Origin of the sequence: Natronosalvus vescus (genome assembly GCF_023973145.1) — an archaeon.
Lineage (GTDB): Archaea > Halobacteriota > Halobacteria > Halobacteriales > Natrialbaceae > Natronosalvus > Natronosalvus vescus.
The window spans coordinates 2,613,808-2,638,213 of the sequence record NZ_CP099546.1 but is presented as its reverse complement, the minus strand read 5'-3'; the positions used below and the strand labels follow the sequence as shown (position 1 = coordinate 2,638,213).

The 24,406-nt window shown below is 64.1% G+C and carries 28 protein-coding genes; 17 read left to right on the top strand and 11 right to left on the bottom strand.

The genetic code is table 11. The annotated features are described in order from the left end of the window. The first annotated feature begins 69 nt into the window (after positions 1-69). From NGM68_RS12640 to NGM68_RS12600, 9 genes are all read left to right on the top strand, one after another. Entirely contained in the window at positions 70-1,239 is a 1,170-nt protein-coding gene (locus NGM68_RS12640; protein ID WP_252698597.1) for a thiolase domain-containing protein, read from the top strand. Beyond that, positions 1,236-1,607 (top strand): Zn-ribbon domain-containing OB-fold protein, encoded by a 372-nt coding sequence (locus NGM68_RS12635; RefSeq protein WP_252698596.1) that lies wholly within the window; start codon positions 1,236-1,238, stop codon positions 1,605-1,607. Before NGM68_RS12640 ends, NGM68_RS12635 begins: the two co-directional genes overlap by 4 nt. A 126-nt stretch (positions 1,608-1,733) precedes the next feature. After that, positions 1,734-2,576, top strand: coding sequence for an SDR family NAD(P)-dependent oxidoreductase (locus NGM68_RS12630; RefSeq protein ID WP_252698595.1), 843 nt, complete (start codon positions 1,734-1,736; stop codon positions 2,574-2,576). A 275-nt stretch (positions 2,577-2,851) separates the two neighbouring features. Continuing rightward, the gene (locus NGM68_RS12625) at positions 2,852-4,291 is read left to right on the top strand and encodes an ABC transporter substrate-binding protein (RefSeq protein ID WP_252698594.1); all 1,440 of its coding nucleotides are present in this window, start codon (positions 2,852-2,854) and stop codon (positions 4,289-4,291) included. A gap of 5 nt (positions 4,292-4,296) precedes the next feature. After that, positions 4,297-5,130: an ABC transporter ATP-binding protein gene (locus tag NGM68_RS12620; RefSeq protein ID WP_252701427.1), complete on the top strand. Its 834-nt coding sequence runs from the start codon at positions 4,297-4,299 to the stop codon at positions 5,128-5,130. Then, positions 5,127-5,825 (top strand): ABC transporter ATP-binding protein, encoded by a 699-nt coding sequence (locus NGM68_RS12615; protein WP_252698593.1) that lies wholly within the window; start codon positions 5,127-5,129, stop codon positions 5,823-5,825. The genes NGM68_RS12620 and NGM68_RS12615 overlap by 4 nt, the downstream gene beginning before the upstream one ends. After that, positions 5,822-6,871, top strand: coding sequence for a branched-chain amino acid ABC transporter permease (locus tag NGM68_RS12610; protein WP_252698592.1), 1,050 nt, complete (start codon positions 5,822-5,824; stop codon positions 6,869-6,871). The genes NGM68_RS12615 and NGM68_RS12610 overlap by 4 nt, the downstream gene beginning before the upstream one ends. 229 nt (positions 6,872-7,100) lie before the next feature. Beyond that, entirely contained in the window at positions 7,101-8,270 is a 1,170-nt protein-coding gene (locus tag NGM68_RS12605) for a branched-chain amino acid ABC transporter permease (protein ID WP_425493623.1), read from the top strand. A 218-nt stretch (positions 8,271-8,488) separates the two neighbouring features. Beyond that, the gene (locus NGM68_RS12600; protein WP_252698590.1) at positions 8,489-9,511 is read left to right on the top strand and encodes a 3-oxoacyl-ACP synthase; all 1,023 of its coding nucleotides are present in this window, start codon (positions 8,489-8,491) and stop codon (positions 9,509-9,511) included. A gap of 40 nt (positions 9,512-9,551) precedes the next feature. On the opposite strand, the gene NGM68_RS12595 is transcribed toward NGM68_RS12600, so the two are convergent. Then, entirely contained in the window at positions 9,552-10,736 is a 1,185-nt protein-coding gene (locus tag NGM68_RS12595; protein ID WP_252698589.1) for a hypothetical protein, read from the bottom strand. An 83-nt stretch (positions 10,737-10,819) separates the two neighbouring features. On the opposite strand from NGM68_RS12595, the gene NGM68_RS12590 reads away from it, so the two are divergent. Continuing rightward, complete coding sequence (locus tag NGM68_RS12590; protein ID WP_252698588.1) at positions 10,820-10,990, top strand: hypothetical protein; 171 nt, start codon at positions 10,820-10,822, stop codon at positions 10,988-10,990. 212 nt (positions 10,991-11,202) lie between these two features. Here NGM68_RS12590 and NGM68_RS12585 read toward each other — a convergent pair whose 3' ends face one another. Further along, on the bottom strand, positions 11,203-11,391 hold the full coding sequence (locus tag NGM68_RS12585; protein ID WP_252698587.1) for a hypothetical protein: 189 nt from the start codon (positions 11,389-11,391) through the stop codon (positions 11,203-11,205). Positions 11,392-11,683: 292 nt separating this feature from the next. On the opposite strand from NGM68_RS12585, the gene NGM68_RS12580 reads away from it, so the two are divergent. After that, positions 11,684-13,405, top strand: coding sequence for a glutamate--tRNA ligase (locus NGM68_RS12580; RefSeq protein ID WP_252698586.1), 1,722 nt, complete (start codon positions 11,684-11,686; stop codon positions 13,403-13,405). Between the two features lie 34 nt (positions 13,406-13,439). On the opposite strand, the gene NGM68_RS12575 is transcribed toward NGM68_RS12580, so the two are convergent. Further along, positions 13,440-13,613, bottom strand: coding sequence for a DUF8014 family protein (locus NGM68_RS12575; protein WP_252698585.1), 174 nt, complete (start codon positions 13,611-13,613; stop codon positions 13,440-13,442). 90 nt (positions 13,614-13,703) lie between these two features. Further along, positions 13,704-14,189, bottom strand: a complete 486-nt coding sequence (locus NGM68_RS12570) for a DUF456 domain-containing protein (protein WP_252698584.1) — start codon at positions 14,187-14,189, stop codon at positions 13,704-13,706. Positions 14,190-14,270: 81 nt separating this feature from the next. Here NGM68_RS12570 and NGM68_RS12565 point away from each other — a divergent pair, with 81 nt between their 5' ends. Next, complete coding sequence (locus NGM68_RS12565) at positions 14,271-15,071, top strand: SDR family NAD(P)-dependent oxidoreductase (protein ID WP_252698583.1); 801 nt, start codon at positions 14,271-14,273, stop codon at positions 15,069-15,071. A 38-nt stretch (positions 15,072-15,109) separates the two neighbouring features. Here the strand turns inward: NGM68_RS12565 and NGM68_RS12560 are convergent, their stop codons facing one another. After that, positions 15,110-16,213, bottom strand: coding sequence for a M24 family metallopeptidase (locus NGM68_RS12560; RefSeq protein ID WP_252698582.1), 1,104 nt, complete (start codon positions 16,211-16,213; stop codon positions 15,110-15,112). A gap of 130 nt (positions 16,214-16,343) precedes the next feature. Between NGM68_RS12560 and NGM68_RS12555 the strand changes: the two genes are divergently transcribed. Continuing rightward, the gene (locus NGM68_RS12555) at positions 16,344-17,231 is read left to right on the top strand and encodes a COX15/CtaA family protein (RefSeq protein WP_252698581.1); all 888 of its coding nucleotides are present in this window, start codon (positions 16,344-16,346) and stop codon (positions 17,229-17,231) included. Positions 17,232-17,282: 51 nt separating this feature from the next. Here NGM68_RS12555 and NGM68_RS12550 read toward each other — a convergent pair whose 3' ends face one another. Next, positions 17,283-17,774, bottom strand: coding sequence for a metal-dependent hydrolase (locus NGM68_RS12550; RefSeq protein WP_252698580.1), 492 nt, complete (start codon positions 17,772-17,774; stop codon positions 17,283-17,285). Between the two features lie 108 nt (positions 17,775-17,882). Between NGM68_RS12550 and NGM68_RS12545 the strand changes: the two genes are divergently transcribed. Continuing rightward, on the top strand, positions 17,883-18,458 hold the full coding sequence (locus NGM68_RS12545; RefSeq protein WP_252698579.1) for a peroxidase-related enzyme: 576 nt from the start codon (positions 17,883-17,885) through the stop codon (positions 18,456-18,458). A 132-nt stretch (positions 18,459-18,590) separates the two neighbouring features. Continuing rightward, a complete protein-coding gene (locus tag NGM68_RS12540) occupies positions 18,591-19,229 on the top strand; it encodes an FAD-dependent oxidoreductase (RefSeq protein WP_252698578.1) in 639 nt (212 codons plus the stop codon). 26 nt (positions 19,230-19,255) lie between these two features. Here the strand turns inward: NGM68_RS12540 and NGM68_RS12535 are convergent, their stop codons facing one another. After that, on the bottom strand, positions 19,256-19,846 hold the full coding sequence (locus tag NGM68_RS12535) for an AsnC family transcriptional regulator (RefSeq protein ID WP_252698577.1): 591 nt from the start codon (positions 19,844-19,846) through the stop codon (positions 19,256-19,258). A 135-nt stretch (positions 19,847-19,981) separates the two neighbouring features. Here NGM68_RS12535 and NGM68_RS12530 point away from each other — a divergent pair, with 135 nt between their 5' ends. Next, positions 19,982-20,329, top strand: a complete 348-nt coding sequence (locus NGM68_RS12530; protein ID WP_252698576.1) for a DsrE family protein — start codon at positions 19,982-19,984, stop codon at positions 20,327-20,329. 23 nt (positions 20,330-20,352) lie between these two features. Here the strand turns inward: NGM68_RS12530 and NGM68_RS12525 are convergent, their stop codons facing one another. The 4 genes from NGM68_RS12525 to NGM68_RS12510 all read right to left on the bottom strand — a co-directional run bounded on the left by NGM68_RS12525 (position 20,353) and on the right by NGM68_RS12510 (position 22,952). Further along, the gene (locus NGM68_RS12525; protein WP_252698575.1) at positions 20,353-21,696 is read right to left on the bottom strand and encodes an FAD-dependent oxidoreductase; all 1,344 of its coding nucleotides are present in this window, start codon (positions 21,694-21,696) and stop codon (positions 20,353-20,355) included. Positions 21,697-21,864: 168 nt separating this feature from the next. After that, positions 21,865-22,119, bottom strand: a complete 255-nt coding sequence (locus tag NGM68_RS12520) for a HalOD1 output domain-containing protein (protein WP_252698574.1) — start codon at positions 22,117-22,119, stop codon at positions 21,865-21,867. Further along, the gene (locus NGM68_RS12515; RefSeq protein WP_252698573.1) at positions 22,120-22,704 is read right to left on the bottom strand and encodes a DsrE/DsrF/DrsH-like family protein; all 585 of its coding nucleotides are present in this window, start codon (positions 22,702-22,704) and stop codon (positions 22,120-22,122) included. Between the two features lie 2 nt (positions 22,705-22,706). Continuing rightward, on the bottom strand, positions 22,707-22,952 hold the full coding sequence (locus NGM68_RS12510) for a sulfurtransferase TusA family protein (protein ID WP_252698572.1): 246 nt from the start codon (positions 22,950-22,952) through the stop codon (positions 22,707-22,709). Positions 22,953-23,192: 240 nt separating this feature from the next. Here NGM68_RS12510 and NGM68_RS12505 point away from each other — a divergent pair, with 240 nt between their 5' ends. Then, the gene (locus tag NGM68_RS12505) at positions 23,193-24,386 is read left to right on the top strand and encodes an MBL fold metallo-hydrolase (RefSeq protein ID WP_252698571.1); all 1,194 of its coding nucleotides are present in this window, start codon (positions 23,193-23,195) and stop codon (positions 24,384-24,386) included. Positions 24,387-24,406: the final 20 nt, after the last annotated feature.

Genomic DNA, 24,406 nt, shown 5'->3' with positions numbered 1-24,406 from the left:
GGTACATGGAGGCCGACGCCCGACGGGAGTTCCACATGGTTTTTGAGGATTGACCGAGTCTCTTCGCGTATGCATCAGGCACGTATCGTCGGAGTTGGGATGACCAACTTCGGCGTCCACGACCAGCCGCTTCCGGAACTTTTCGCCGATGCCGCCTTCGACGCTTTCGACGACGCCGGTATCGAGGGGTCGGCCATCGACGCATTCTTCCTCGGGAACGCCATGGGGGGCCAGACCGAGCGGGACACGCACCTCGCGCCGACGCTGGCGAGTCACATCGGCCTGGCGGGGATCCCCTGCCAGCGCTACGAGGACGCCTGTGCGACCTCCTCGAACGCGTTCAAACACGCCGTCCGGGCGGTCGAAGCCGGCCACCACGACGTCGTCCTCGTCGGCGGCGTCGAGCGGTGTACGCCCGCGACGGGCCTCGGCACCCCCGAGATGACCTCCGTCTTCGCCTCCGCGGCCCATCGTCAGTACGAACAGCCGACCGGGCTGTCGTTCCCCGGCGTCTTCGGCCTCCTGACGACCCGGCACATGCACGAGTACGGCACGACCGAGGAGGAACTCGCGGCGGTCGCCGTCAAGAACCACCAGCACGGGACGATGAATTCCCGCGCGCAGTTCGGCAAGGAAACGACGATCGAAGCGGTGCTCGAGAGCCCGATCGTCGCCTCGCCGTTCCACCTCCTCGATTGCTGTCCGTTCTCCGATGGGGCAGCTGCCGTCGTCGTCGCGAACGAGGAGGCAGCGGCCGACCTCCCGGGCGAGGCAGTGACGGTCTCGGGCGTCGGCCACGCGACGGACGTGATCCCCCTCGCCGAGAAGGCCGACTTCACCGCGACGCAGTCGGCTCGAGACGCCGCCGAAGCCGCCTACGCCGAGGCTGGCGTCGGCCCCGACGACATCGACGTCGTCGAACTCCACGACTGTTTCACCGGCGCCGAGGTGCTCGCCATCGAAGCGCTCGGCTTCTTCGAGGACGGCGAGGGCGGGAAGGCCGCGATGGAGGGCGAAACCGCTCTGGGCGGCCGGATCCCGGTGAACCCGAGCGGCGGCCTGAAGGCGAAGGGCCACCCGATCGGCGCGACGGGTGTCGCCCAGCTGGTCGAACTCACCGAGCACCTCCGCGGGGAGGCCGGCGAGCGCCAGGTCGAGGGCGCGACCCGTGGGCTGGCACACAACCTGGGTGGGGACGCCGGAACCACCATCGTCTCCATTCTGGAGGTGGACGCATGAGCGACGCACCGTCCGGGGAACGACTGACCTACGCAGAGTGGATCGAGGGGGTTCGAGAAGGAACGCTCATGGGCCAGCGCTGTCTCGACTGTGAGCACGAAGTTGGGACGCCGAAAGCCGGCTGTAACGCGTGCGGTTCCCGGAACCTCGAGACGATCACCCTTCCCACCGAGGGCACCCTCTTTTCGGAGACGACGATCGCCGTCGCCCCGCAGGGGTTCGAGGGCGGCTACCGCGTCGGCGTTGTCGACCTCGGCGCGACGCGGATCACGGCTCGTCTCGAGGACGAGTGCGACGCCGAGATAGGCGACCCCGTGGAACTGACCGGCGTCCTCGAGGTCGACGAGCCGGTTCCGGTGTTCGGCTGATCAGACGGATTGCCTGCTGAAGCGGTTTCTTTCGTGCGAGTCCAATTGGATAACCGAGGTCGCGTCGACCGCGAGGTTCGGTTGTCAACCCCTAGTTATTGCCTCGAGCGTTCCCTCTAGCCAGTCATGACGGAACTCTCCGTGGAGCCAATCGAACGAGAGGCGATTCACGAGTTCGACGACGACCGGTTTACTCGCGAGCGTGTGTGCGTCGTGACGGGTGCGGCCTCCGGTATCGGTCGCGCGCTCGCACTCGCGGCCGCCGTCAACGGACTCACCGTACTGGCGACCGACGTGGACGAGGACGGACTGGCCGAAACCCACAGCCACGCCGCCCGACTCGAGGTCGGCGACGCCGTCGAACCGTTCGTCGCGGATCTCACCGACGACGACGACCTCGAGTCGATTGCCGTCGCTGCCCGCGACCTGGGCGATGTTACGTTCCTGGCCAACGTCGCCGGCCTGCAGCACGTCGCGCCCCTCGAGTCGTTCCCACTCGAGGCCTACGACCGCCTCCAGCGGGTCATGGTTCGCGCGCCGTTCGTCCTGTCCCGTCACTGCTGGCCGAACCTCGAGGCGACCGACGGCTGCGTGGGCAACATGGCGTCGGTGCACGGCCACTACGTGACGAGCGGCAAGGTCGCCTACAACGTGGCCAAGTTCGCCGTCAGGGGGCTCACCCAGTCGATCGCTGCCGAAGGCGACGGTGCGGTTCGCTCGTTCTCGGTCAGTACGGGCTACGTCAAGACGCCGCTCGTGACCGACCAGATCCCGGAGACGGCCGCTCAGCGTGGCCTCGAGGTCGACGAGGTCGTCGAGGACGTGATGCTCGGGCAGGCGCGCACCGACGATATGATGACGCCGCTCGAGGTCGCCCACCAGTTTTTGTTCGGCTTTTCCGACCTGGGTGCCCACCTCAACGGTGGTGATCTCTTGCTCGACGACGGGATGACGCTGACCTACGATTGAGGGAAATTAGTGCCGTCACGCACCACGGTTCGCCAGTCTTTTGCTCGGCGATCGGTGTATCCTGAACCACCGTTCCCTGTGAGCGTTTGCAAATCCCGTTGGTGATGGGAGACCACCAACCCTTCGAGCCATCCACCATACTACTTCGAACTTCAAAGTATTAAACTTCACAAAGCGTATTTATGTCCAGTGAGGGACGGATATCGCGAATTGGGCTCGAGGTTGGTATATCAACCGTCCCCGTTTAGGAGGGGTAGTTCATCTAGAGAGCTAGTATGGCACGAGGTACCAACCGACGCGACGTGCTCCGGCGCACCGGTGCACTCGCCGCGCTCGGCACGGCCAGCCTGGCAGGGTGTATTGCAGACGAAAACGGCGACGACGATGGGAACGGGAACGGGAACGGGAACGGAAACGGCAACGGCAACGGTAACGGGAATGGCAACGGCGATGGCAGCGAAGCCGTCGCCGACGAAACGATCAGAATCGGCGCGATGCAACCGGTTTCCGGCGACCTCGAGTACTACGGTCAGATCAGTCTCATGGGCTTTTACTCGGGGCTCGCCTACAAGTACGATCTCGACCCGATCGAGGAGATGACGACGGGGACGCACGTCCTCGATCCCGATGACGGCCCGACGTTCGAAATCATCCTGCAGGATACGCAGTTCACGCCGGATACCGCACAGGACGTCGCCGAAACGCTCGTTCTCGACGAGGATGTCGACATCCTCTTTGGGGCCTCGAGTTCGGACGCCGCTCGTCGAATCTCGGCGAACGTCCTCGACGAAGCGGGCATCCCCTACATCGTTGGCCCGGCAGCGGACGGCGACATCACCGTCTCGAGCGAGCACTGTCACGAACTGATGTTCCGCGCGAGCGAGCACACGGCCATGGACGCCCGCGCCGGCGGCCGATACGTCGCTCAACAGGGTGACGTCTCGACGGTCGCCATCTTCGCCGCGGAGGGCGCCTTCGGCGAGGGCGTTGCGAACAACTACCAGGAAGTGCTCGAGGCCGAGGGAATCGAAGTGCTGGATCCACGCTTCGTCGAAGCGGGCTACAGCGAGTTCGAAGGGATGTTCGAAGAGGCGATCAACCAGGGTGCCGACGGCGTCGTCGGCGGCTTCACGTTCATCACCTTGCCCGAATTCCTCCCGACAGCGATGGCCTACGAGGAGATTCAAGCGTTCGGCGGGTTCGCCGAACTCGTCACGACGCAGGTGACCGGCCAGACCGTCGAGGCGACCCTCGGCGAGGACTTCACTGCCGAAGACATCCAGGAGGTGGGGCTCGGCCCGTTCACCACGCGCTATCACTGGAACCAGTACGACAACGAGATCAACGACGCATTCATCGACATGCACACCGAGGCGTACGGCCTGATGCCCGACCTGTTCAGCGCCGGGACGTTCGTCGGCGCGTCGGCACTGGTTCAGGCGATCGACGAAACCGGCTCCGTCGACGGAGACGACATCGCCGACGCGATGCGCGGGATGACCGTCACGGACACGCCGAAAGGCGAGGATGCGTACACGTTCCAGGAACACAACAACCAGGCCGCCTCGGCGATGACCGTCGCCTGGCCCGTTCCGACGGAGGACGACGTGGCCGAGTACTGGGACGCCTCTGTCATGCCGGGTGAACCGATCGAGACGATTCCCGCCGAGGAGGTCATGGTACCCGAAGACGAAGCGAGTTGCTCGCTGAACTGATCGTCATGGTGCTCTGGACGTCCAACCTGACGAAAGAATTCGGGGGGATTACCGCCGTCGACGGCGTCGACTTCAGCCTCGAGCAGGGCGAACTCTGTTCGGTCATCGGTCCCAACGGAGCCGGCAAGACGACGTTCTTCAACCTGCTGACGGGGGTGCTCGAACCCACCCGTGGAACGATCGAATTCGCCGCCGCCGACCGGGACGGCGAGCGCGTCGACATCACCGACGCCCCACCCCACGAGACCGCGTTGCTCGGCCTGCACCGATCCTACCAGATCACGAACGTGTTCCCGACCGTCTCGGTGCTCGAGAACGTTCGCGTCGCCGTCCAGGCTCACCGTGGGAACGACTCCTGGCAGTTCTGGCGAAACGTGAACGCGTTCGACGACCACTACGCCGAAGCGGAGTCGATCCTCGAGCGCATCGGCCTCGCAGAGTACGCAGACCGCACTGCACAGAACCTAAGTCACGGCGAAAAGCGCAACCTCGAGATCGGCATCGCGCTGGCCGGCGACCCCGACGTGCTGTTGCTCGATGAACCGACCGCCGGTGTCTCGAGCGAGGACGTCGGCCAGGTGACGGCGATCATCGAGGACGTCGCCGCCGACCACGCCGTGATGTTGATCGAACACAACATGGACGTGGTGATGGGGATCAGCGACCGCATCGCCGTCCTCAACCGCGGCGAGTTGATCGCCGACGGCGAACCCGAGACGATACGTGAGAGCGAGGCCGTCCAGCGGGCGTACCTCGGCGGCTACGACGGTGATGACGCCCAGACTGGAGCGGATGACGATTCCGACTCCGCTCCCGGAACCGGGGTGACCGCCGGATGACCGTCCTCGAACTCGAGGGCGTCCACACCTACTACGGCGAGAGCCACATCCTCCAGGGGGTCGACCTGACCGTCGAGGAGGGCGAGGTCGTCGCCCTCATCGGTCGCAACGGCGTCGGCAAGACCACCACGCTCCGGACGATCCTGCAACTCACGCCGCCACGTGAGGGAACCGTGCGCTACGAGGGCGAAGACGTGACCGGCCGACCAACCCACGAGGTCGCGAACATGGGTGTCGGCTGGGTGCCAGAGGATCGACGGATGTTCGGCTATCTGACCGTCGAAGAGAACCTGCGGGTCTCGGTCGGCCCTGACCAGGCGTTCGACCCGCTCAGAGACGAGATGTTCGACCTGTTCCCCGACCTCGAGCGGTTCCGGGAGAAGGAAGCCCGAAATCTGAGCGGCGGCCAACAGCAGATGCTCGCCATCGCTCGCGGAATGGTCGGGAACAACGACCTGTTGCTCGTCGACGAACCGAGCGAGGGGCTCGCCCCCTTGATCGTCGAACAGGTCGTCGAGGCACTGCGAGAAGCCTCCACCGAGACGACGATGGTGCTCGTCGAGCAGAACTTCCCGCTCGCGATGGATCTGGCAGACCGGTTCTACCTGCTCGATCACGGCACCGTCGTCGAATCCGGCTCGACGGAAGGCGTGACGGCTGATGACGAACGAATCAGGAGGTATCTGTCGGCATGATCGAATCGGTCACCCCCATGCTCGGCCTGGTAGAGGCACCGTTAGTGACGGACGCTCTCGGCCGGTTCTTCCAGCCGGACACGCTGGCCCGGATCCTCATCGAAGGGCTCGGCAAGGCGTCGATCTACTTCATCATCGCCATCGGCCTGACGCTCGTGTTCGGGCTGATGGGGATCCTCAACTTCGCCCACGGTGCTTTCGCGATGGTCGGCGCGTACCTCGGCGGCGTCCTGATGGTCGTCGCACTCTCATCCGGCTCTGGAACGGTCACGCGCATCGCGTTGTTCATCGTCGTCGCCGCCGTCATCTTCGCGCTGTTGACGGCCGTCGGTGCGGCACTCGAGATCAGCCTCGTGCGTCCAATCTACGACCGGACGCCGATGTATCAGATCCTGTTGACCTTCGGCGTCGGACTGATCCTCGAGGAGCTCGCCCGGATCATCACCTCCTCGCAAGGAATCCAGCCCGAACCGACGTGGTCGGCCGCCCAGGCGACGATTCCGGGCGTACTCAGCGCCCCCTCGGACATCATCCTGACGTTGTTCGGGGCTCGCATCCGCGGGTTTTACCTGTTCGCGATCGTGGCCGGGGCAGCGCTCGCGGTCGCCGTCTGGCTGTTCCTCACCCGAACCCTGTACGGCCTCTACATCAGGGCCGGAAGCGAGGATTCGGAGATGGTCGAAGCACTCGGCGTCGACGTTCGCAAGGCGTTCACCGTCGTCTTCGGCCTCGGCATCGGGCTGGCCGCCGTCGGTGGTGTCTTCCTCATGTGGGATCCCACACAGGGGCCGAGCGTGATGCTCAACCTCGACGTCCTGCTGTACGCGTTCGTTGTCGTCGTCATCGGCGGCCTCGGCTCGTTCAAGGGCACGCTCGTGGCGGCCGTCATCGTCGGCATCGCCGACTCCTTTACCACGTGGCTGTTCAACACCGGTATCGTCGACTTCTCGGGGCTCCCGGAGGTCACCATCTTCCTCCTGCTCGTGATCGCACTGATCGTGCGTCCACAGGGCCTGTACGGTATCGAGGAGGTGGGGGGCCATTAGCTCCGATAGCGACCCCGTCGGCGACGGCGGGGCGGACGCGACCACGGAGACCGCTCCGGAAGTCGACCCCGAGTCTTCCACCGCCGACGAGCGTGATGGCGAGGATGCTATCGCATTGCAGGCCAGAGTGGAGGATGACGAACACTGGAGTCGACAGTACGTTCGCGATCACATCGCACACATCGCCGTCGTCGTCTTCTTCGCCGCCTATCCGGCCATTTCGTGGGCGTTGACGGGTCTTCCAGCCCTCGACATCGGGATCGGCGTCGTCGACCCGGGCGCGTTCTTCAACGCGTTCCTGCCGGCGATGCCGTTTATGATTCTGATGTTGTTCCTGGCGCTGTTCGCGATGAGCTTCGACTTCATCAGCGGCTACACGGGCTATCTCTCGTTCGGACACGCAGCCTTCTACGGCATCGGTGCGTACGTGATCGTCCTGGCAGCGAACGGACTGATCCCCGGCGTTCCCTCCGGGACGCCGTTCATGCTGACGATGCTGCTCGGCGCGTTCCTCGCGGTTGGCGTCGCCCTTGCGATCGGCGCCGTCTCCTTCCGACTGACCGGCGTCTACTTCGCGATGATCACCCTCGGGTTCGCCCAGGTGCTCTACGAACTGATCCGCAACTGGAGCTACGTCGGCTCGAATCCGATGGAAGGGCCGACGCTCGAGGGAACCGCCTCTATCGGCGTGCCCTACGTCGACTCGCTGTCGGTTGCGCTCGGGAGACTTTCCGGGGACAGCTTCGAGAACGTGCTCGGTATGGGGATCGACATCTCGGCGACGTTGACGTCGTACTACGCCATCGGCCTCATCGTGCTCGTTTGTTACTTCGCGATGCAGCGGATCATTCACTCGCCCTTTGGCCGGGTGATGATCGCCATCAGGGAGAACGAAGAGCGGGCGGAAGCCGTCGGCTACAACGTGTTCTGGTACAAGATGGGGGCGTTCGCCATGAGCGCCTTCTTCGCTGCCATCGCCGGCGCGCTGTACGCCGGCTACCGTGGCAGCGCCTCGCCGGACAGTACGTTCTACTTCCTCGTCACAGCGGACGCGCTGATCGTGACGATCATCGGCGGCATCGGCACCCTCGCCGGCCCGTTCTTCGGGTCGGTCTTCTTCGAGTGGCTCGAGGACATCCTCTCCTCACAGCAGGGTGGCCTCGCGCCGTACCTCCGGGAGACGCTGCCCGAGGGGCTGTTGAGCGTCGAGGTCGCGAACATCACGTTCCTCGACCTGATCAACACGGTCGTCGACGGGCGCGCCCCGCTCTACCTGGGCATCGTGTTCGTCCTCTTCGTCCTGTTCGTCCCGAACGGGCTCCTCGGGTCGGTTCGCGACCGACTCGGCGGCACCGTTTCGAAACGCCTGCCGGCCCACCTCGAGCGCTACCGACGCTGAGTCTCGGGGGCCACCGACTCCCTTCACGATCCGAGCACTGACTGACTCTGTATCCGATCCGAACCAATGACACTGACACCACGAACCCAGTCCCGCGAAAATCGAGCCACCTCGAACGATCCTCGATCGACCGATAGCGGCCGACCCGATTCCGGCAGCCGATCCCTCCGCTCGAGGAACCCTCAGGCGGACAGCGACCGAACCAGGGGTGACCACCCGTGACCGAGGTCGGACTGACCGGCTACGGCCGCTACCTCCCCGAGGAGACGATCACCGGCGAAGAGATCGCCGACCAGAGCGGCATCCCCGAATCGGTCGTCGTCGAGAAGATGGGCGTACGGCGAAAACACGTCTGCCCGCCCGACGACGACCACGTGACCGATATGTGCGTCGCCGCCGCCGAGGAGGCGCTCGAGATGGCCGATCGCGATCCCTCCGAGATCGACCTCGTGCTCTATCACGGCAGCGAGTACAAGGACTACGTCGTCTGGTCGGCCGCGGCGGCGGTCACCGAGCGACTCGGGGCGACGAACGCGTTCGCCACCGAGAGCCACACCCTCTGTGCCAGCGCCCCGATCGCGATCCGCCAGGTGACCGCCCAGTTGCAGGTCGACCACCTCGACAGCGCCTTGCTCGTGGCCGCGAGCCGGGAAGAAGACCTCGTCGATTACGGGAACGAGCGCTCCTCGTTCATGTTCAACTTCGGCTCGGGCGCGAGCGCGATGGTGCTCGAGACCGATCCCGGTTCGCGGGCCCGTGCGGTCGTCCACCAGAGCGCCGCCGTCACCGACGGCTCGTTCGCCCACGACGTCATCATGCCCGCCGGCGGGTCGCTCGAGCCACCGAGCGACGAGACCGTCGAGGCGGACCGACACACCCTCGACGTGCCCGACCCAGATGGGATGAAAGAGCGACTGGCACCCGTCTCGCTCCCGAACTACCTCGAGGTGGCGGACACGGCCCTCGAGCGCTCCGGGTTCGACCGTTCCGATCTCGACTTCGTCCCGGTCACACACATGAAGCGGTCGTTCCACGACCTGCTATTCTCGGAACTGGGGCTCGATTCAGACACCAATGGTGTGTACCTCGATACCTACGGCCACGTCCAGAGCGCCGACCAGATACTGGCGCTCGAGGAGGGTCGAGATCGAGGGCTGCTCGAGGACGACGACCTCGTCTGTTTCCTCGCCGCCGGAACGGGGTATACGTGGTCGGCGACGGTGCTGACCTGGCGCGGATAGCCCTGCTGCGAGTGGTCGGTACCTGTCCGAGTTTCCTCACTCACCCTACCCGCCACAGCGCCCGGTATACCGCCACCAGCTCGAGCTCGTGTGTCCGCGCCAGGTCGCGACAGCACTCGAGGTAGGCCAGGTAGTCGTCGACGCCGATCGGCTCAGGTACCGGGGGATCGAGGTCGGTATGTGCCGCCACCGTCTCCCAGAGTCGGTCGTCGACTACGAGGTACCGATCGGGATCGATGTAGGCGAGATACGCTGATGCGACCGGGACGTCGAACCCCGACAGGTTGGTGAGCACCTCGAGCGCGTCCCGAGTGTCGTCAGCTTCCGCCGCGTCCACGGCGTCGTCGATTGCCGCCTCAATGGCGTCCCAGTCGTTCTCCCGGAACGCCGACTCCGCCGGGTGGGCGTCGCCGCGCAGCGGCCGTCTGGCGTACCAGCGGACGACCCATTCGGCGTCCTTCCAGAGGAACGAACCGTCGGCGAACGCGTCCGGGAGCGTCTCGAGTCGTTCGGTCTCGACCGTTGCGAGTGGCTCGCGTTCCGCGTACTCGGCCGCCGCACGCTCGAGTCGTTCCGTCGTCAGCGCTGCCATCGGCGTACTCGAGGTCACGACGCGTGAAAAACGTTCGTCGCCGGGGGCAGGTGCGGACGTGCGTCGCCGGGGAGGCGCTGGGTGATGGAAGTGCGACAGGTTTCGTGCACCTGCAGTCGACGATGGGCCGACGGCGGTCGACTCACGTCTCGAGTTACGCCACGACTCACGCCTCGAAATCGAACGGAGGTTTTTGGGGTGAACGAACCCAGAATGCGTATGGCACACCAGGCTCCATCCCTCTCTCGGCGCCAGTTTCTCGGCGGTACTGCGGTAACCGGTATCGCCGGACTCGCCGGCTGTCTCGGCTCGTTCGTCGGCGACAGCGGCCGTCGCTCGTTCGACCCCGTCGAACCCGCCGACCCGCCAGAAGGTACTCCAAACGAGTTCTACTACGTCCTCGAGGAGCGACTCGAGGGCTACGAGATCACCGTCGACGCGATGTACGAACACGATGGGGATCTGATCCTCCAGTATCGATCGACCGACGATAGCGATCTCGAGGGGGCGGACTCGGACTCGAACGCGACCGATGATGACGCGGACGGGAACACCGACGATGACGCGACCGAGTCCGACGACGCAGACGACGAACCGGTACTCCCCGAGAACGACCCGAACGACGAACTCCATCAGGCCACGATCGACGAGATGGGCGTCATCGTCCAGGCGTACAACCAGACCGTCGTCCAGAACGGCGGCGCCGGGAGTACGAGATGCTCATCGGTGACATCGTCAACCCGCTCGAGGGGCAGGCCCACGGCTGGGGCGTCAAAACCGAGTGGCTCGAGGCGTACAACGACGGCGACCTCGAGCAGTTCGCACTCTGGATGCAGATCTCCCAGTTCATCGTCTACGAGGAATATATCGAGGCCGTTTCCGATTGAGGTGTCAGCCGAGATCCGTTCCCGTTTTTTGCACGTGTACTCCCGACCGCGATGTGGGGCGGCCGTTGTAACGCCACCGTGACCGACCACGAGAGAGCTGTACGCGCGTCACCCGCCAAACGGTGCAAGATCGAGCACGAACTCGAGGGGATCCAGTCCTGGATGGCTGGCGACGCAGCCAACGTGGAAGTCGAGGCCGTCTATACGAACGTCTACCCCCAGCCCGAGGCATGTCCCAGACAGTAAAACAGCGCGATCCACCCGGCGACGAGGCCGGCGACGACGACCGCGAAGTCAGCAAGGCAGGTTCCGACGATGACACAGTAGCCGATGCCGATCGTAAGCAGGATCAGCGAGACGGCAAAGAGGAGGTGGCAGCGACGTGCAGCCGTTGGTTCCATGGGTGCTCGTACCACGACGAGTGGTAAATAAGGGTGTGGGGATACCGACACGTTCGAGACGGGAGACGTACCGATACCCGAATCTCGAACACACTATTCAGGATTCGACGCCCACTCGAGCGGTTACGCTCGGAGTTACGGATAGAGTACCACCGTCAGCTGCGACGAGAAGTCGTATCGACCACCTCCGGTCGTATCGATCGCAGAATTACCACCGAGCCCACGCTACCACCGCCGAACACGCGCCAACACCGCGGTTGTTTTGAACGCGCGGGGAAAACCCACCCACAAGATGGATGACGAGTTACGAACCCGTATCGAGCGCGAGGCCGAAAAGCACGCGCTCCTGAACGCGGTCAAACACGAGAGCGAAGCCAACGTCGGCGCCGTCATGGGGCCGTTAATGGGCGACAATCCCGACTTTCGTGAGCACGCCGACGCCGTTCCCGGCGTCGTCGGTGGCGTCGTTTCCCGCGTGAACGACCTGGGCAACGACGAGCGACGCGCCCGACTCGAGGAACTGGCCCCTGAAGAACTGGCCGAACTCGAGGCCGACGAGGAGGAAGACGAGCAGGTGCTCCCGGAACTGCCACGGGCCGAAGAATTCGACCAGATCCGGATGCGCTGTGCGCCGAATCCGAACGGTCCGTGGCACCTGGGTCACGGGCGGATGCCGGCCGTCATCGGGACGTACAAGGAGCTGTACGACGGCTGGTTCTGCGTCCGCTTCGACGACACCGACCCCGAAACCAAGCGCCCCGACCTCGAGGCCTACGACGCCATCCTCGAGGATCTCGAGTACCTCGGGTTCGAGGCCGACGAGGTCTACAAGGCCAGCGACCGCCTCGAGATCTACTACGATCACGCCCGAGAACTGATTCAGGAGGGCGGCGCGTACACCTGTTCGTGTGCCGGCGAGGACTTCTCGGAACTGAAAAACGCCGGCGAGCCCTGCCCACACCGCGGGAAGTCGATCGAGACGATCCACGACGAGTTCGAGGACATGATCGCCGGGGTCTACGACAGCGGCGAGATGGTCTTGCGGGTCAAGACCGACATCGAGCACAAAAACCCCGCACTCCGGGACTTCGTGGCGTTCCGGATGGTCGACACGCCCCATCCGCGCGAGGAAGCAAGCGAGTACCGCTGCTGGCCGATGCTCGATTTCCAGTCGGGCATCGACGACCACCTGATCGGCATCACGCACATCATTCGTGGCATCGACCTCCAGGACTCCGCGAAACGCCAGCGGTTCGTCTACGAGTACTTCGGCTGGGAGTACCCCGAGGTGATCCACTGGGGACACGTCCAGGTCGACGCGTACGACGTGAAGATGAGTACTTCGACGCTTTCGGAACTGATCGACGCGGGCGAACTCGACGGCTGGGACGATCCTCGAGCGCCAACCCTCCAGAGCCTCCGCCGCCGGGGGATCCGCGGAGAAGCGATCACCGACGCGATGGCGGAACTCGGCACCTCCACGAGCGACGTCGACCTCGCGATGAGCGCCGTCTACGCCAAAAACCGCGACCTGATCGACGAAGAGACCGATCGGCGCTTTTTCGTCCGCGAGGGCGTCGAAATCGGTCTGGCCGGCAGCCCACCCGAGGCGGCCACGCCGCAACTGCACCCCAACCACGAGGATCGAGGCGTCCGTCACATTCCCGCAGGCAAGGCCGTCCTGCTCGAGGGGGACGACCTTCCCCAGCGCGAGGAGCGCATCTGGCTGAAGGGGCTCGGCTGCTTCCAGTACACCCGGGACGTCCTCCAGTACACCGGCGACTCGATCGACGTCGTTCGCGATGGGGACGTCGACGTGGTTCACTGGGTGCCCGCCGCCGAGAGCGTTCCCCTGCGACTCCGGACGATGGACGGTGACGTCGAGGGGCGGGCCGAACCGGAGGTCGGCGACCTCGAGGCCGACGATCTCGTCCAGTTCGAGCGCGTCGGCTTCGCCCGAATCGACCGGGTCGAAGAGGACGGGTCGGTCGTCGCGTACTACGCTCATCCCTGAACGAGGGTGCAGCCTGAGGGGTTCCGACTCGTTATCACTCGTCTCCCTCGAGCAGGTCGTCCCCGCTGTCGGGACGCGGGTCGGCGACGACGCCGTCCTGACGACCGAGTACCCGCGCGTGGGCCGCACACACGAGCCGATTGTCGGCCCACGGGATGTGTAACTCGACGGCCGCCGGGCGGTCGCAGTCGTCTTCGGCACACTCCATCGGTGTCCACTATTGCGTGAGCGACCGGCACAATCGTTTCGGTGCGTTCGATATGTTCATCACGTTTGGTGCGTTCGGTGAACGGCTCGATCAGAGCACGAACACCGCGACGAGAAAGCCGAGAAATATCGTCGTCGTGAGCATCACCTGCACGGCCGTCGAGGCGAGGATGCCAGCCGTCGCGTAGCCCGCGGTACGGAGGCTCCCGTCGAGGTCACCGTTGGCGGCGAACTCGAGGACGAAGATCGTGCCGAAGAGCCCGACGAGTAGACCGAGCGGGCCGGTCACGAGCATCAGGACGATGCCAGCGACGGCTCCTGCGACGGTCGTTCCCCAGGATGCGCCACCGGCACGGGCGGCGATCGAGCCCGCGAAGAACTCCACGAAGAGCGTCAACAGTCCGAGGCTGGTCAGGACAGCGAGTGCCAGCAGTCCCGGTTCCGCGTAGCCGGATTGCCACCAGTAGAGGAACAGGCCGGACAACGAGAGGATGCCACCGGGGACAAGCGGCACCACTGTCCCGACGATCCCGGCGAGGAAGAGAGCAATCGAGAGGGCGACGAGTACCTCGACCATGCGTCTTTCAGGGCGCGAGGCGAAAAATGGGTGTCGCCCTCGAGGCACCACAGTTATGCCGTCGACATCGAATGCACGACTATGTCGCAGACGCGAGCGCGCGGGGCGATCATCGTCGGCGCTTCCGCTGGAATCGGCGAGGCACTGGCGCACGAACTCGCCGACGCGGGGTACGCGGTCGGCCTGGCGGCGAGACGAACGGAACGGCTGAAGGCGGTCGGCGCCGAACTGCCGACCCAGGCGTACGTGGCGACGATGGACGTCACGGACGTCGAGGACGCCCGTACTGGCTTTTTCGAACTCGTCGAGGCGATGCCGTCGGTCGATCTCGTCGTCCTCAGCGCGGGCGTCGGTACCGGAAACCGCGACCTCGAGTGGGCTCCCGAACGAGAGACGATCGACGTCAACGTCCGTGGGTTCACCGCGTTGGCGACGGCGGCGCTCGAGCATTTCGAGTCCCGCGAGTCACGCGAGCGTGACGAATACGAGGGGGATGGGAACGGGAACGGGACCCAAAACGGAGACACGGACGGCCACCTCGTCGGCATCTCCTCGGTCGCCGCTCGCTTCGGGAACCCGAACGCGCCAGCGTACAACGCCTCGAAAGCCTTCGTCTCGACGTACCTCGAGGGGTTACGCCACCGACAGGCCACACGAGAGGCGGACGTGACGATTACGACCGTCGAACCGGGTTACGTCGACACGGAAATGCTGCTCTCCGACGACCCGTTCTGGGTCGCCTCGCCGGAAACGGCCGCCGCACACATCGCTCGAGCGATCCGCCAGGAGCGGTCGCACGTGTACGTGACCCGGCGGTGGCGGCTGGTGAGCTGGCTGTTCGAGTTGTTGCCCGAACCGGTGGTTCGACGGATCGTGACGTGAGTAACTGAAAGCCCCTCGGCACCCAAAATCGGGACGACTCAGTCGTCCTCGAGACCCAGCACGGCCGGGCGCTCGAGTTCGAGTTCGTACTCGCCCACCGCCTCGACGTCGATCGTCGGCCAGTCGCCGGTCGTCGTCAGCGTCTCGATGTCGTCCTCAGTGACGAAGTGAGTGTCTTCGCTCTTTGCACCCTGCACCGTCGGATTCCAGGCGTAGGCCATCGGCACCCGAACCGGGGCGTCGTTGGTCGGGGTGGCGATCCACTCCCGGCCGGCGAAGCCCGCTGCACCGCCCTGGTGGTGCTGTTTCCACTCGCCAGGGAACCCAACCGCCTCGTAGGCCAGCTGGATGTCAGCGAACACGTCGGCGGCGATGCCGCCAGCGGGGGCAAGGGAACGAGTCGTCGCAATTGCCGTCGTCTCGACGCGAGCAGCAGCCCGGTGGCGTTCCTCGAGCCACTCTGGCGGCTCGAACGCCACGGTTCGGGTACAACTGGCGTGGAGTCCGTGTCGCTGTGTCGTCACCGACACGAGCGCATAGTCACCGAACTCGACCGGTTTCGGCGTGTAATGGCGATATTTCTGGGCGCGTTCGGCACCGCCGACGAGGACGACCGGGGCCTCGATGTTCTGGGCAGCGAGAGAGACCTCGAGCGCCGCGGTGACTTCCGCCTCCGTGTCGTCATGCTGGAGTTCGCGACAGACCGCTTCGACCGCCATCGCGGTTTCGCGGGCGAGCGAGCGGTAGCGTTCGCGATCGGTGTCGGTCAGTGGCTGGCGTACCCGCGACGGATCGAAGTGCTCGAGGCCGGGCACGTCGATGTCAGCCGCCGCTCGACCGTCGACGAACGACGCGAGCGCCTCGGGCAGTGACCGTTCGTACCAGGGGAACGATTCGGTCGATACCGACTGGCCCTCGAGATCCGGGAGCTCCTCATCGCGAAGGCGGTCGAGTTCGATGGTGTTCGCCAGGAGCGTGGGTTCGTCGCCGTCGTAGCCGATCGCGCCGACGCCGATATCGCCCTCCCGGTCGACGACGGCATTGCCGCCAGTCAGCCACGCGAACGAATTGGGCTGGGCGAACCAGATCGAGTCGAGATCGTTCGCCTCGAGATATCGATCCAGGCGCTCGAGTTTGTCCATGTCAGTGGGTGGGCTGGCGGGTTCTTGAATCCGACGAACGGTGCACAGCACACGTTCGGTCGGGTTCCCGGCCCGTGGGAGCGACACCGACAATTCAAATACGGCCACTGCCAACTGCCGGTGAGAGCCCGTGTCGTACGATACTCAGACGTCCGAATCATCTCGGTTGCCGATCGATCTCGATCGGGCCGCGTTTTCGTCCCTCCTCACCGTAACGGTGGCCCTCGTCGCCGGGACGATTATCCTCGGTGTCGCTGCACGAACGACCGGATCGGGACTGGCGTGTGACGCCAACTGGCCGGTCTGTGACGGTGGGTTCCTGAACCTTCTCCCACAGGGACAGCCGAGTTTCTGGGAGTGGATCCACCGCGTCGTCGCGATGCTCGCCGGCTTTGCGATCATCGCGTCTGCAATCGTCGCTATAGTCAGCGACCAGATCGACCGCCGAATCGCCGGTCTCGTCACCGCCGGAATGATCCTGACTCCGATCCAGGTGTACCTCGGCCGTGAAACCGTCCTCACCTACGAGATGACGGTCCTCAACTTCCACTTCTGGACGGCGATCGTGATCTTCGTCCTGTTCGTCGTCGCGCTCGTGTTCGCCTGGGCCGAGTGGCTCACCGGCAAACACGTGGCCATCGCCCTCGGGATCGGTGCATTCACGGTGCCGCTACAGGTGCTATTGAGCCCGCTGTTCATCCAGCAGAACACACCCATGACCCTGACGATCCAGATGGGCGTCCTCCTGACGCTCATCGCCGCGGTCGTCCTCGCGGTGCTCGTCGGTCGCACCCACCTCGAGGCGATCTCGAGTCTCGGTGTGATCGCTGCGGGTACCGTTCTGACTGTCGCGACGACGATCCTGAGCCGTGAGTCCGTGATGACCTACTCGCCGACGCTCGATTTTGTCTACCTCCTCGTCGCTGGTGCGCTGTTTCTCACGCTGGTGGTGGGTGCGTGGCTCGTCCACAGGGAACTCAGTGCAAGCACACGCACGCGAGAGCCGCTGTCGTCCTGACTGAAAGGCTCGAGCGCGAAACTGATTCAAGAAAGTGTCGAAACGACCATCTCACGACAGCGTCGAAACGACCATCGCCGCGAGCACGACTGCACCGATACCGAGTCCAAAGAGGGCGTAGTTCGCGAGCCGACTTTTCGCCGGCGTCACGTTCAACGTATAGTGTCGCCTCGAAAGCGGCCAGAATGGCGTGATTCCCATCGGCGTCAGCGCATCCGCCAGCAGGTGTGAGACGATCGAGAGCGTGCCGACGACGAAAAGGAACTCGACAACAGCCGCTTCGGGAGTGCCCGTCGTCGCATCGAGCACCACGTAACTGGCACCGGCAAGCCCGCCCCCGACGAGTATCGCGAACGGGATCGAGTGGGTCGGCCCCCGATGGGGGACGAACGGAAGCTGGTGGTCACAGTCGGGGAGCGTCGAGAGCGAGACGCAAAGAAGCCCTCCGAGAACGGCCCAGAACTCGTAGCCGGCGATGGCGACACCCGCACCGAGTGGTGCGTAGGCGATGAGTGCCGCGCCGTAGTGCCCGAGTTGATACATCTTGCTCGAGACGAAGGGAGACGCCGGCATAATGCTTCTGTCATCGTCGCTTTCGTCGCCTCGAACTCGAACCTGAACGTTTTCTACCGCCCGGTCGTGGTCGTCGGTATGACGGACGTCGATCCGATGACCCGATTCCCGGTACCGGACGTCGAAGACCTCCCCGCGGATCTCCGCGAACGCATCGACGAGGAAACCGAGCGGGCCGGCTTCACGCCGAACGTCTTCCTCGCGTACGCCTACCGCCCGTCTCACTTCCGGGCGTTTTTCGACTACTACGACGCGCTCGTCGAGGACACCGAACTCACCCGCCTCGAAATCGAGATGATCATCGTCGCCGTCAGCGGCGTCAACGACTGTTACTACTGTAACACGGCCCACGGCGCGCTCGTTCGGCTGTACGGGGACGACCCGCTGCTAGCGGATCAGCTCATCTCGAACTACCGCAACGCCGATATCAGCGACCGTCACCGGGCGATGCTCGACCTCGCCGTCACACTCACTCTCGCCCAGGAGACCGTCGAGGAGTCCGACCTCGAGGCGCTCGAGGAACACGGCTTCAGTCGAAAAGCGATCTGGGATATCGGCTCCGTTGCCGCCTTCTTCAACCTCTCGAACCGGATGGCCCAGCTGGCGGATATGCGGCCGAACGAGGAGTTCCATACGCTGGGTCGCGAGGAGTAGTACGGTCGGCCACGAGCAGTTACCTCGCTCGCTCGCAAGCGTACGCTGGTTGTCCGAGCAGTACCCTCAATGCCTCACCGAGGCCACTACCGGAAAGGAACATCTTTGAATCGGCCGAGTGAACGTCCTCTCATGGAAGGAACAGAAGTTGCCGTCGAGTCGGTCACCGACGTGGGGCCGTCGACCGTCGCTATCGAGCTGGCCACACCCGCGGATTTTGACGCCCTCCCCGGACAGTTCGTCGTGTTGCGCGCTGCCCCCGAGGGCGAGGAGATCACGCGATACTACACGCTCTCGTCGCCGACCGTCGAGGACACCTTCGAGATCACCGTCGGCGTCGACCCAGACGGTGACCTCGCTCCCTGGCTCGCCGACCGCGAAGCGGGCGACTCGGTGCACATCGATGGGCCGTTCGGAGCGGTCACCTACGAGGGCGAAACCGACGTCGTCGCCGTCGCCGGCGGCCCCGGCATCGGCCCGGCAGTGTCGATCGCCGAAGCCGCCCACGCTGCCGACAAGCGCGGCGCCGTCATCTACCAGGCCGCGGAACCGGCACACAGGGAACGCCTCGAGAACCTCGAGGCCAATGGAGTCACCGTCACGATTCTCGAGGAGGGCGACGACGACGGCCTCGAAACGGCGGTCGCGGATCACCTCGAGGGGGGTCAGTACTACGTGTTCGGGTTCGAGGACTTCGTTACACAGGTGGCCGCGGCGATCGAGGACGCCGGCGGTGACGCCGACGAGGCGCTGATCGAGAACTTCGGCTAAGGAATTTGGGCGGACTCCTCGAGACGCTAGGCTGACTCGTTCAGACTCACGTAGCGATCCTCGAACGTCGACCGGCAGGTCGGGCAACAGAAGTGATACAGCGTGTCGTCGATCCGTGCCGAGACCCCGTCGCTGGTAACCGTGTTCGAACACTCGTCGCAGGCGAGAGCGAGTTCCGCCGACCCGATCGACGGCGACCAGTGACGTCCCTCGAGGAGGTGTACTCGGTACTGATCGACGAACTCGAGGTCGATCGCCTCGGTGATGAGGTCGCGGATCTGATCCTGTCTGACGGTTGCGACGGCGAGCAATCGACAGTCGGTCGTTACGAACACGTGTTCGACCGGCTCGAGGGCGGCGAATCTGTCGGCCACACGATCATCAGCCGATGGGACGATCGAGAGGTCGATGAGAATGTTGGTGCCCTCGGAGACGGTCGAACGGTCGATGTCGACGGTGAACCCGTCGATGACGCCGACCTCCTCGAGGCGGTCGATGCGATCGGATACGGTCGGTGCGGAGACGTTGACGCGGTCGGCGATGTCGCTGAAGGGCCGGCGGGCATCCTCGACCAGGAGACGGAGGATCTCGAGGTCGGTTTCATCCAGGGTGCGCATACGCATCCATCCACCCCAAGAGACTTACAATTTTCGAGTTAAACTGCGTTATTAATTGATATTGATTGTGGGTGTGCTGGCAGCATCAATGTGCACGCCGGAACGTTCATAGTATTGGGCCCATAACACAATATAATGTCTGGTTCAGATCCATCGGTTGACACGCTCGGCATCGTCATCGAAACACGTGATCCAGAACGCGCGTGGAACGCGTTCCGGCTCGGGATTACGGCCCTCGAAAACGACCATGACGTCTCCGTGTTCCTTCTCGGAGAAGGCGTCGAGGTCGAACACGTCACTGAAGAGCCGTTCGACGTCCGCGACCGCATGACCGCTTTCACCGATTCCGGCGGCGAGTTGCTCGCCTGTGGCACCTGCCTCGAGATGCGAAACAGCGAGGACGAGACGGCCTGTCCGATCTCGACGATGGCGGATTTGCTCGAGGTCGTCACGACGGCCGACCGAGTCGTGACGATCGGATAGGCACCGGAGAATAGGACTGAGGACTACAGCTTACCGTTCAGCACTTTCGCCGCCGTGAGCACCGGATCCCAGACGGGACTGAACGGCGGCGCGTACGCGAGGTCGAGGCGCTCGAGTTCCGCGACGGTCAGCGCCGCGTGAAGCGCGGTCGCGACCGTATCGATTCGTTTCGTCCCTTCCTGGCCGACCAGGCTGGCTCCGATGACGCGTTCGCTCTCGCGGTCGGCGACGAGGGTAACGGTGAGTTCAGCCCCACCCGGGTAGTAGTGCGGTTTGGTGGATGTGTCGATCGTGACGGAAACGGGGTCGAACCCGGCCTCGCGTGCGCGCTCGTGATCAATAATTCCTGTCCGAGCGACGCCGAAATCGAACGCTTTGACGATTGCCGTCCCCGCGGTTCCGCCCGTGAGCGTCGGCGTTCCGCCGACGGTCGACCCGATCGCTCGACCAGCACGGTTGGCCGTGAGCGCGAGTGGGACGTGATCGGGCTCGCCGGTCACGACGTTCGTCGCCTCGGCACAGTCACCCGCGGCGTACACGTCCGGAGCGCTCGTCCGCCCGTACTCGTCGACCGCGATGGCCCCCGTCGGCCCGATTTCGATCCCGGCCGCTTCGGCAAGTTCGACGTTCGCGGCGACCCCGACGCCGACGATGACGAGGTCCGCAGTGACGGCGTCGTCTTCGAGTTCGACCGCCTCGACGTGCCCATCGCCGTCGAACCCGGAGACGGCGGTCTCGAGGTGGAGCGAGACGCCCTGTTCGCGGAGGTGGTCTTCGACGATTTCGGCGGCCGCTTCGCCGAACGGCTGGAGGATCCGTGGAAGCATCTCGAAAATCGACACCTCGAGACCGCGCTCGATGAGCGCCTCGGCCATCTCAACGCCGACGTAACCGCCGCCGACGATCGCCGCCGTCTCCGGCTCGCGCTCGGTGACGTACGTTTCGATGGCGTCCGCCTCGTCCATACTCCGGAGGGTGAACACGCCCTCGAGATCGAGGCCGTCGAACGGAGGGTGCACTGCTCGAGCGCCCGTGCCGATCAGCAGGGCACCGTAGGACTGTTCGAACGTCTCGTCGTCGGTCTCGACGGTGATAGACTGTGCCTCGGAATCGATAGCCACGACTTCGTGGCCGGTACGGAGATCGACGTCGCGTTTCTCCCGAAACGTGTCCGGCGTTACCGCGACCAGGTCATCGAGTTCTTCGACCGTCCCCTTCACGTAGTAGGGCATGCCACAGGCGGCGTAGGAGACCCAGTCGCCTCGCTCGAAGACGATGACCTCGAGGTCGGGGTTCTCGCGTTTGGCTTTGCTCGCCGCGCTCATTCCGGCTGCATCCCCGCCGACGATGACGAATGGGTCGTCCATGCTCGACGATTCGGGCGGGATCGAGTAAAGTATTTCGCAGAGTTCCCAATACTCGAGAGAAGTCAGTCGAGCGTGGTGGCACTGGTGAGGGTACAGCGGGAGATGGCTCTCGGGAGAAATCGATCGGGCACAGCAGCTATCGGTTCATAGTTGTCGAATATCAGTCGGTTATTCGAGATCGACCTGACCGTCAGCGGTGACGGTCACATCGTATCCGCGGTAGCGAATCGACACGAATCCACGGCGGAAAATTCCCGGTGACTCGATCAGCTGATCGAGTGCAGTGGGGTCGATAACCGTATACAGCGGTGGCTCACACGCGTCCGGATCGATACCATCCACGTCGGAAACGGCCTCGGTGACGCGAAGACTCGGATCCGTTGCCCAGGCCGTGGGTGTATCGGTATCAATGCTGTTGGCCATTTAGACGAGCAGTTGGACGTCGGACTCGGCCATGTGCTGGATCGCCGTCGCCGCGCCAACCCCCGTCGTCACGCCATCGTAGAACTCGTCCTCGTCGTAGCCCATCAGCTCGATCGTCATCTGACAGGCCTGCAGGTCGACACCCTGCTCGAGGGAGAGATCGATGAGTTCCTCGATCGTCGCCGTGCCGTTCTCGTCGATCTTCTTTTGCATCATCTTCGTCGCCATCGCGTCCATACCGGGGAGGGCAGCGAGGGCGTTCGGCATCGGCATGTTCGGATTGCCGACGGCGCTGAGCTTGAGATCCCGGGATTTCTCCTCGTGGAGGATGTCGAGACCCCAGAACGTGTGGAAGACGATGACCTCCCAGCCGAAGGCGGCCGCCGTGCTCGCCAGAATCAACGGCGGGTACGCCATATCGAAGCTTCCCTGCGTAGCAACGATGGTCATCTTCTGCTGGCCGTCATCGTCGTCGAGGTTGGCGACCGACTCCTCGAGTTCGGCCACTCGTTCGCGGAGCGCCTCGAGCTCTGCGGCGTCGAACTCGGGATCGTCGACCGTGGATGAAGCGTTGTCAGTACTCATTTTCAGTCCGTCTTCTTCACGTAGTGGGTGTACAGGTCGTCCCCTTCATCCTGCTCGAGCAGGTCGACACCGTCAGTGCCGTCGGCCCAGCCCTGAATGTCGCTGACACTCCCGGAGTCAGTCGCAACGACCTCGAGAACGTCACCCGCCTCGAGATCGTCGATCGCCTGCTTGGTCTTCACGATGGGCATCGGGCAGGACAGTCCTTTCACGTCGAGCGTCTCGGTGATGTCGTATTCTGAACTCATATATTCTCTGTGCTCTGTATTGGAGCTATCATACAATATTGGGTGCGGCTATAAAAGAATATCGATTATTGTGCCAGTTATGAACACCCGTTATGCTGTGGGGGCGGATGTATATGGCTGCAAGCCGGAGGTCGTGCGTATACACTACTTTAGAAAGAAACACACACCACTGTATTGTGCGATTAGGGAATTACTATGCAAACTCTTATGTGCGACGAACCGGTACAGGAGGTTGTACCAATGAACGAGATGGACTTCCCGACACCGGATGTTCCGATCGACTCACTGACGCCAGACGAACTGAAAGCCGCTATCGACGCCGGCGAGGACGTCACCATCCTCGACGCACGCATGCAGAGCGACTACGAGGAGTGGCACATCGACGGCGAGAACGTCGAGACGATTAACGTCCCCTACTTCGAGTTCCTCGACGACGAGATCGACGACGACGTCCTTGCACAGATCCCCGACGACCGCGAGGTCACCGTTCTCTGTGCGAAAGGGGGTGCGAGCGAGTTCGTCGCGGGCGCGCTGAAAGAACGCGGCTACGACGTCGACCACCTCGAGGACGGGATGAACGGCTGGGCACGCATCTACGAGTCCGTCGAGGTCGAGCGCTACGACGGTGCCGGCACCCTGCTCCAGTACCAGCGCCCGTCCTCGGGCTGTCTCGGCTACTTCGTTTACGATGGCGAGGAGGCCGCTGTCATCGACCCGCTGCGGGCGTTCACCGACCGATACCTCGAGGACGCCGGCGACCTGGGTGTCGAGCTGAAGTACGCGATCGACACACACATCCACGCCGACCACATCTCCGGCGTCCGCGCGCTCGCTGACGAAGGCGTCGAGGGTGTCATCCCCGACGCCGCCGTCGACCGCGGTGTGACCTACGCCGACGAGATGACCCTCGCCGCCGATGGCGACGCGTTCCAGGTCGGCGACGCTACCATCGAGACCGTCTCCACGCCCGGCCACACCTCCGGAATGACCGCCTACCTCATCGATGACTCGCTGCTCGCCACCGGCGACGGCCTGTTCATCGAGAGCGTCGCCCGTCCCGATCTGGAGGAAGGCGACGACGGAGCCCCCGAAGCTGCCAGCCAGCTCTACGAATCGCTGCAAGAGCGCGTGCTGACCCTGCCCGACGACACGCTCATCGGCGGCGCTCACGTCAGCGACTCGGCCGTGCCCGCCGACGACGGCACCTACACCGCCCCCATCGGCGAACTCGAGGAGAAGATGGCCGCGCTCACGATGGACGAAGACGACTTCGTCGAGTTGATCCTCTCGGACATGCCGCCCCGGCCGGCTAACTACGTGGACATCATCGAGACCAACCTCGGCCAGCACGACGTCGACGACGACGAAGCGTTCGAACTCGAGCTCGGCCCGAACAACTGCGCAGCGAGCCAGGGATCGCTCGCCGATGACTAATCTCGTACATTCATCGTTGC

Excerpts from the sequence above, each read along its gene's own strand:
- NGM68_RS12640 (WP_252698597.1), top strand. The coding sequence starts at position 70 with ATGCATCAGGCACGTATCGTCGGAGTTGGGATGACCAACTTCGGCGTC.
- NGM68_RS12635 (WP_252698596.1), top strand. The coding sequence starts at position 1,236 with ATGAGCGACGCACCGTCCGGGGAACGACTGACCTACGCAGAGTGGATC.
- NGM68_RS12630 (WP_252698595.1), top strand. The coding sequence starts at position 1,734 with ATGACGGAACTCTCCGTGGAGCCAATCGAACGAGAGGCGATTCACGAG.
- NGM68_RS12625 (WP_252698594.1), top strand. The coding sequence starts at position 2,852 with ATGGCACGAGGTACCAACCGACGCGACGTGCTCCGGCGCACCGGTGCA.
- NGM68_RS12620 (WP_252701427.1), top strand. The coding sequence starts at position 4,297 with ATGGTGCTCTGGACGTCCAACCTGACGAAAGAATTCGGGGGGATTACC.
- NGM68_RS12615 (WP_252698593.1), top strand. The coding sequence starts at position 5,127 with ATGACCGTCCTCGAACTCGAGGGCGTCCACACCTACTACGGCGAGAGC.
- NGM68_RS12610 (WP_252698592.1), top strand. The coding sequence starts at position 5,822 with ATGATCGAATCGGTCACCCCCATGCTCGGCCTGGTAGAGGCACCGTTA.
- NGM68_RS12595 (WP_252698589.1), bottom strand. The coding sequence starts at position 10,736 with ATGGAGTTCGTCGTTCGGGTCGTTCTCGGGGAGTACCGGTTCGTCGTC.
- NGM68_RS12590 (WP_252698588.1), top strand. The coding sequence starts at position 10,820 with ATGCTCATCGGTGACATCGTCAACCCGCTCGAGGGGCAGGCCCACGGC.
- NGM68_RS12585 (WP_252698587.1), bottom strand. The coding sequence starts at position 11,391 with ATGGAACCAACGGCTGCACGTCGCTGCCACCTCCTCTTTGCCGTCTCG.
- NGM68_RS12580 (WP_252698586.1), top strand. The coding sequence starts at position 11,684 with ATGGATGACGAGTTACGAACCCGTATCGAGCGCGAGGCCGAAAAGCAC.
- NGM68_RS12575 (WP_252698585.1), bottom strand. The coding sequence starts at position 13,613 with ATGGAGTGTGCCGAAGACGACTGCGACCGCCCGGCGGCCGTCGAGTTA.
- NGM68_RS12570 (WP_252698584.1), bottom strand. The coding sequence starts at position 14,189 with ATGGTCGAGGTACTCGTCGCCCTCTCGATTGCTCTCTTCCTCGCCGGG.
- NGM68_RS12565 (WP_252698583.1), top strand. The coding sequence starts at position 14,271 with ATGTCGCAGACGCGAGCGCGCGGGGCGATCATCGTCGGCGCTTCCGCT.
- NGM68_RS12560 (WP_252698582.1), bottom strand. The coding sequence starts at position 16,213 with ATGGACAAACTCGAGCGCCTGGATCGATATCTCGAGGCGAACGATCTC.
- NGM68_RS12550 (WP_252698580.1), bottom strand. The coding sequence starts at position 17,774 with ATGTATCAACTCGGGCACTACGGCGCGGCACTCATCGCCTACGCACCA.
- NGM68_RS12545 (WP_252698579.1), top strand. The coding sequence starts at position 17,883 with ATGACGGACGTCGATCCGATGACCCGATTCCCGGTACCGGACGTCGAA.
- NGM68_RS12540 (WP_252698578.1), top strand. The coding sequence starts at position 18,591 with ATGGAAGGAACAGAAGTTGCCGTCGAGTCGGTCACCGACGTGGGGCCG.
- NGM68_RS12535 (WP_252698577.1), bottom strand. The coding sequence starts at position 19,846 with ATGCGCACCCTGGATGAAACCGACCTCGAGATCCTCCGTCTCCTGGTC.
- NGM68_RS12530 (WP_252698576.1), top strand. The coding sequence starts at position 19,982 with ATGTCTGGTTCAGATCCATCGGTTGACACGCTCGGCATCGTCATCGAA.
- NGM68_RS12525 (WP_252698575.1), bottom strand. The coding sequence starts at position 21,696 with ATGGACGACCCATTCGTCATCGTCGGCGGGGATGCAGCCGGAATGAGC.
- NGM68_RS12520 (WP_252698574.1), bottom strand. The coding sequence starts at position 22,119 with ATGGCCAACAGCATTGATACCGATACACCCACGGCCTGGGCAACGGAT.
- NGM68_RS12515 (WP_252698573.1), bottom strand. The coding sequence starts at position 22,704 with ATGAGTACTGACAACGCTTCATCCACGGTCGACGATCCCGAGTTCGAC.
- NGM68_RS12510 (WP_252698572.1), bottom strand. The coding sequence starts at position 22,952 with ATGAGTTCAGAATACGACATCACCGAGACGCTCGACGTGAAAGGACTG.
- NGM68_RS12505 (WP_252698571.1), top strand. The coding sequence starts at position 23,193 with ATGAACGAGATGGACTTCCCGACACCGGATGTTCCGATCGACTCACTG.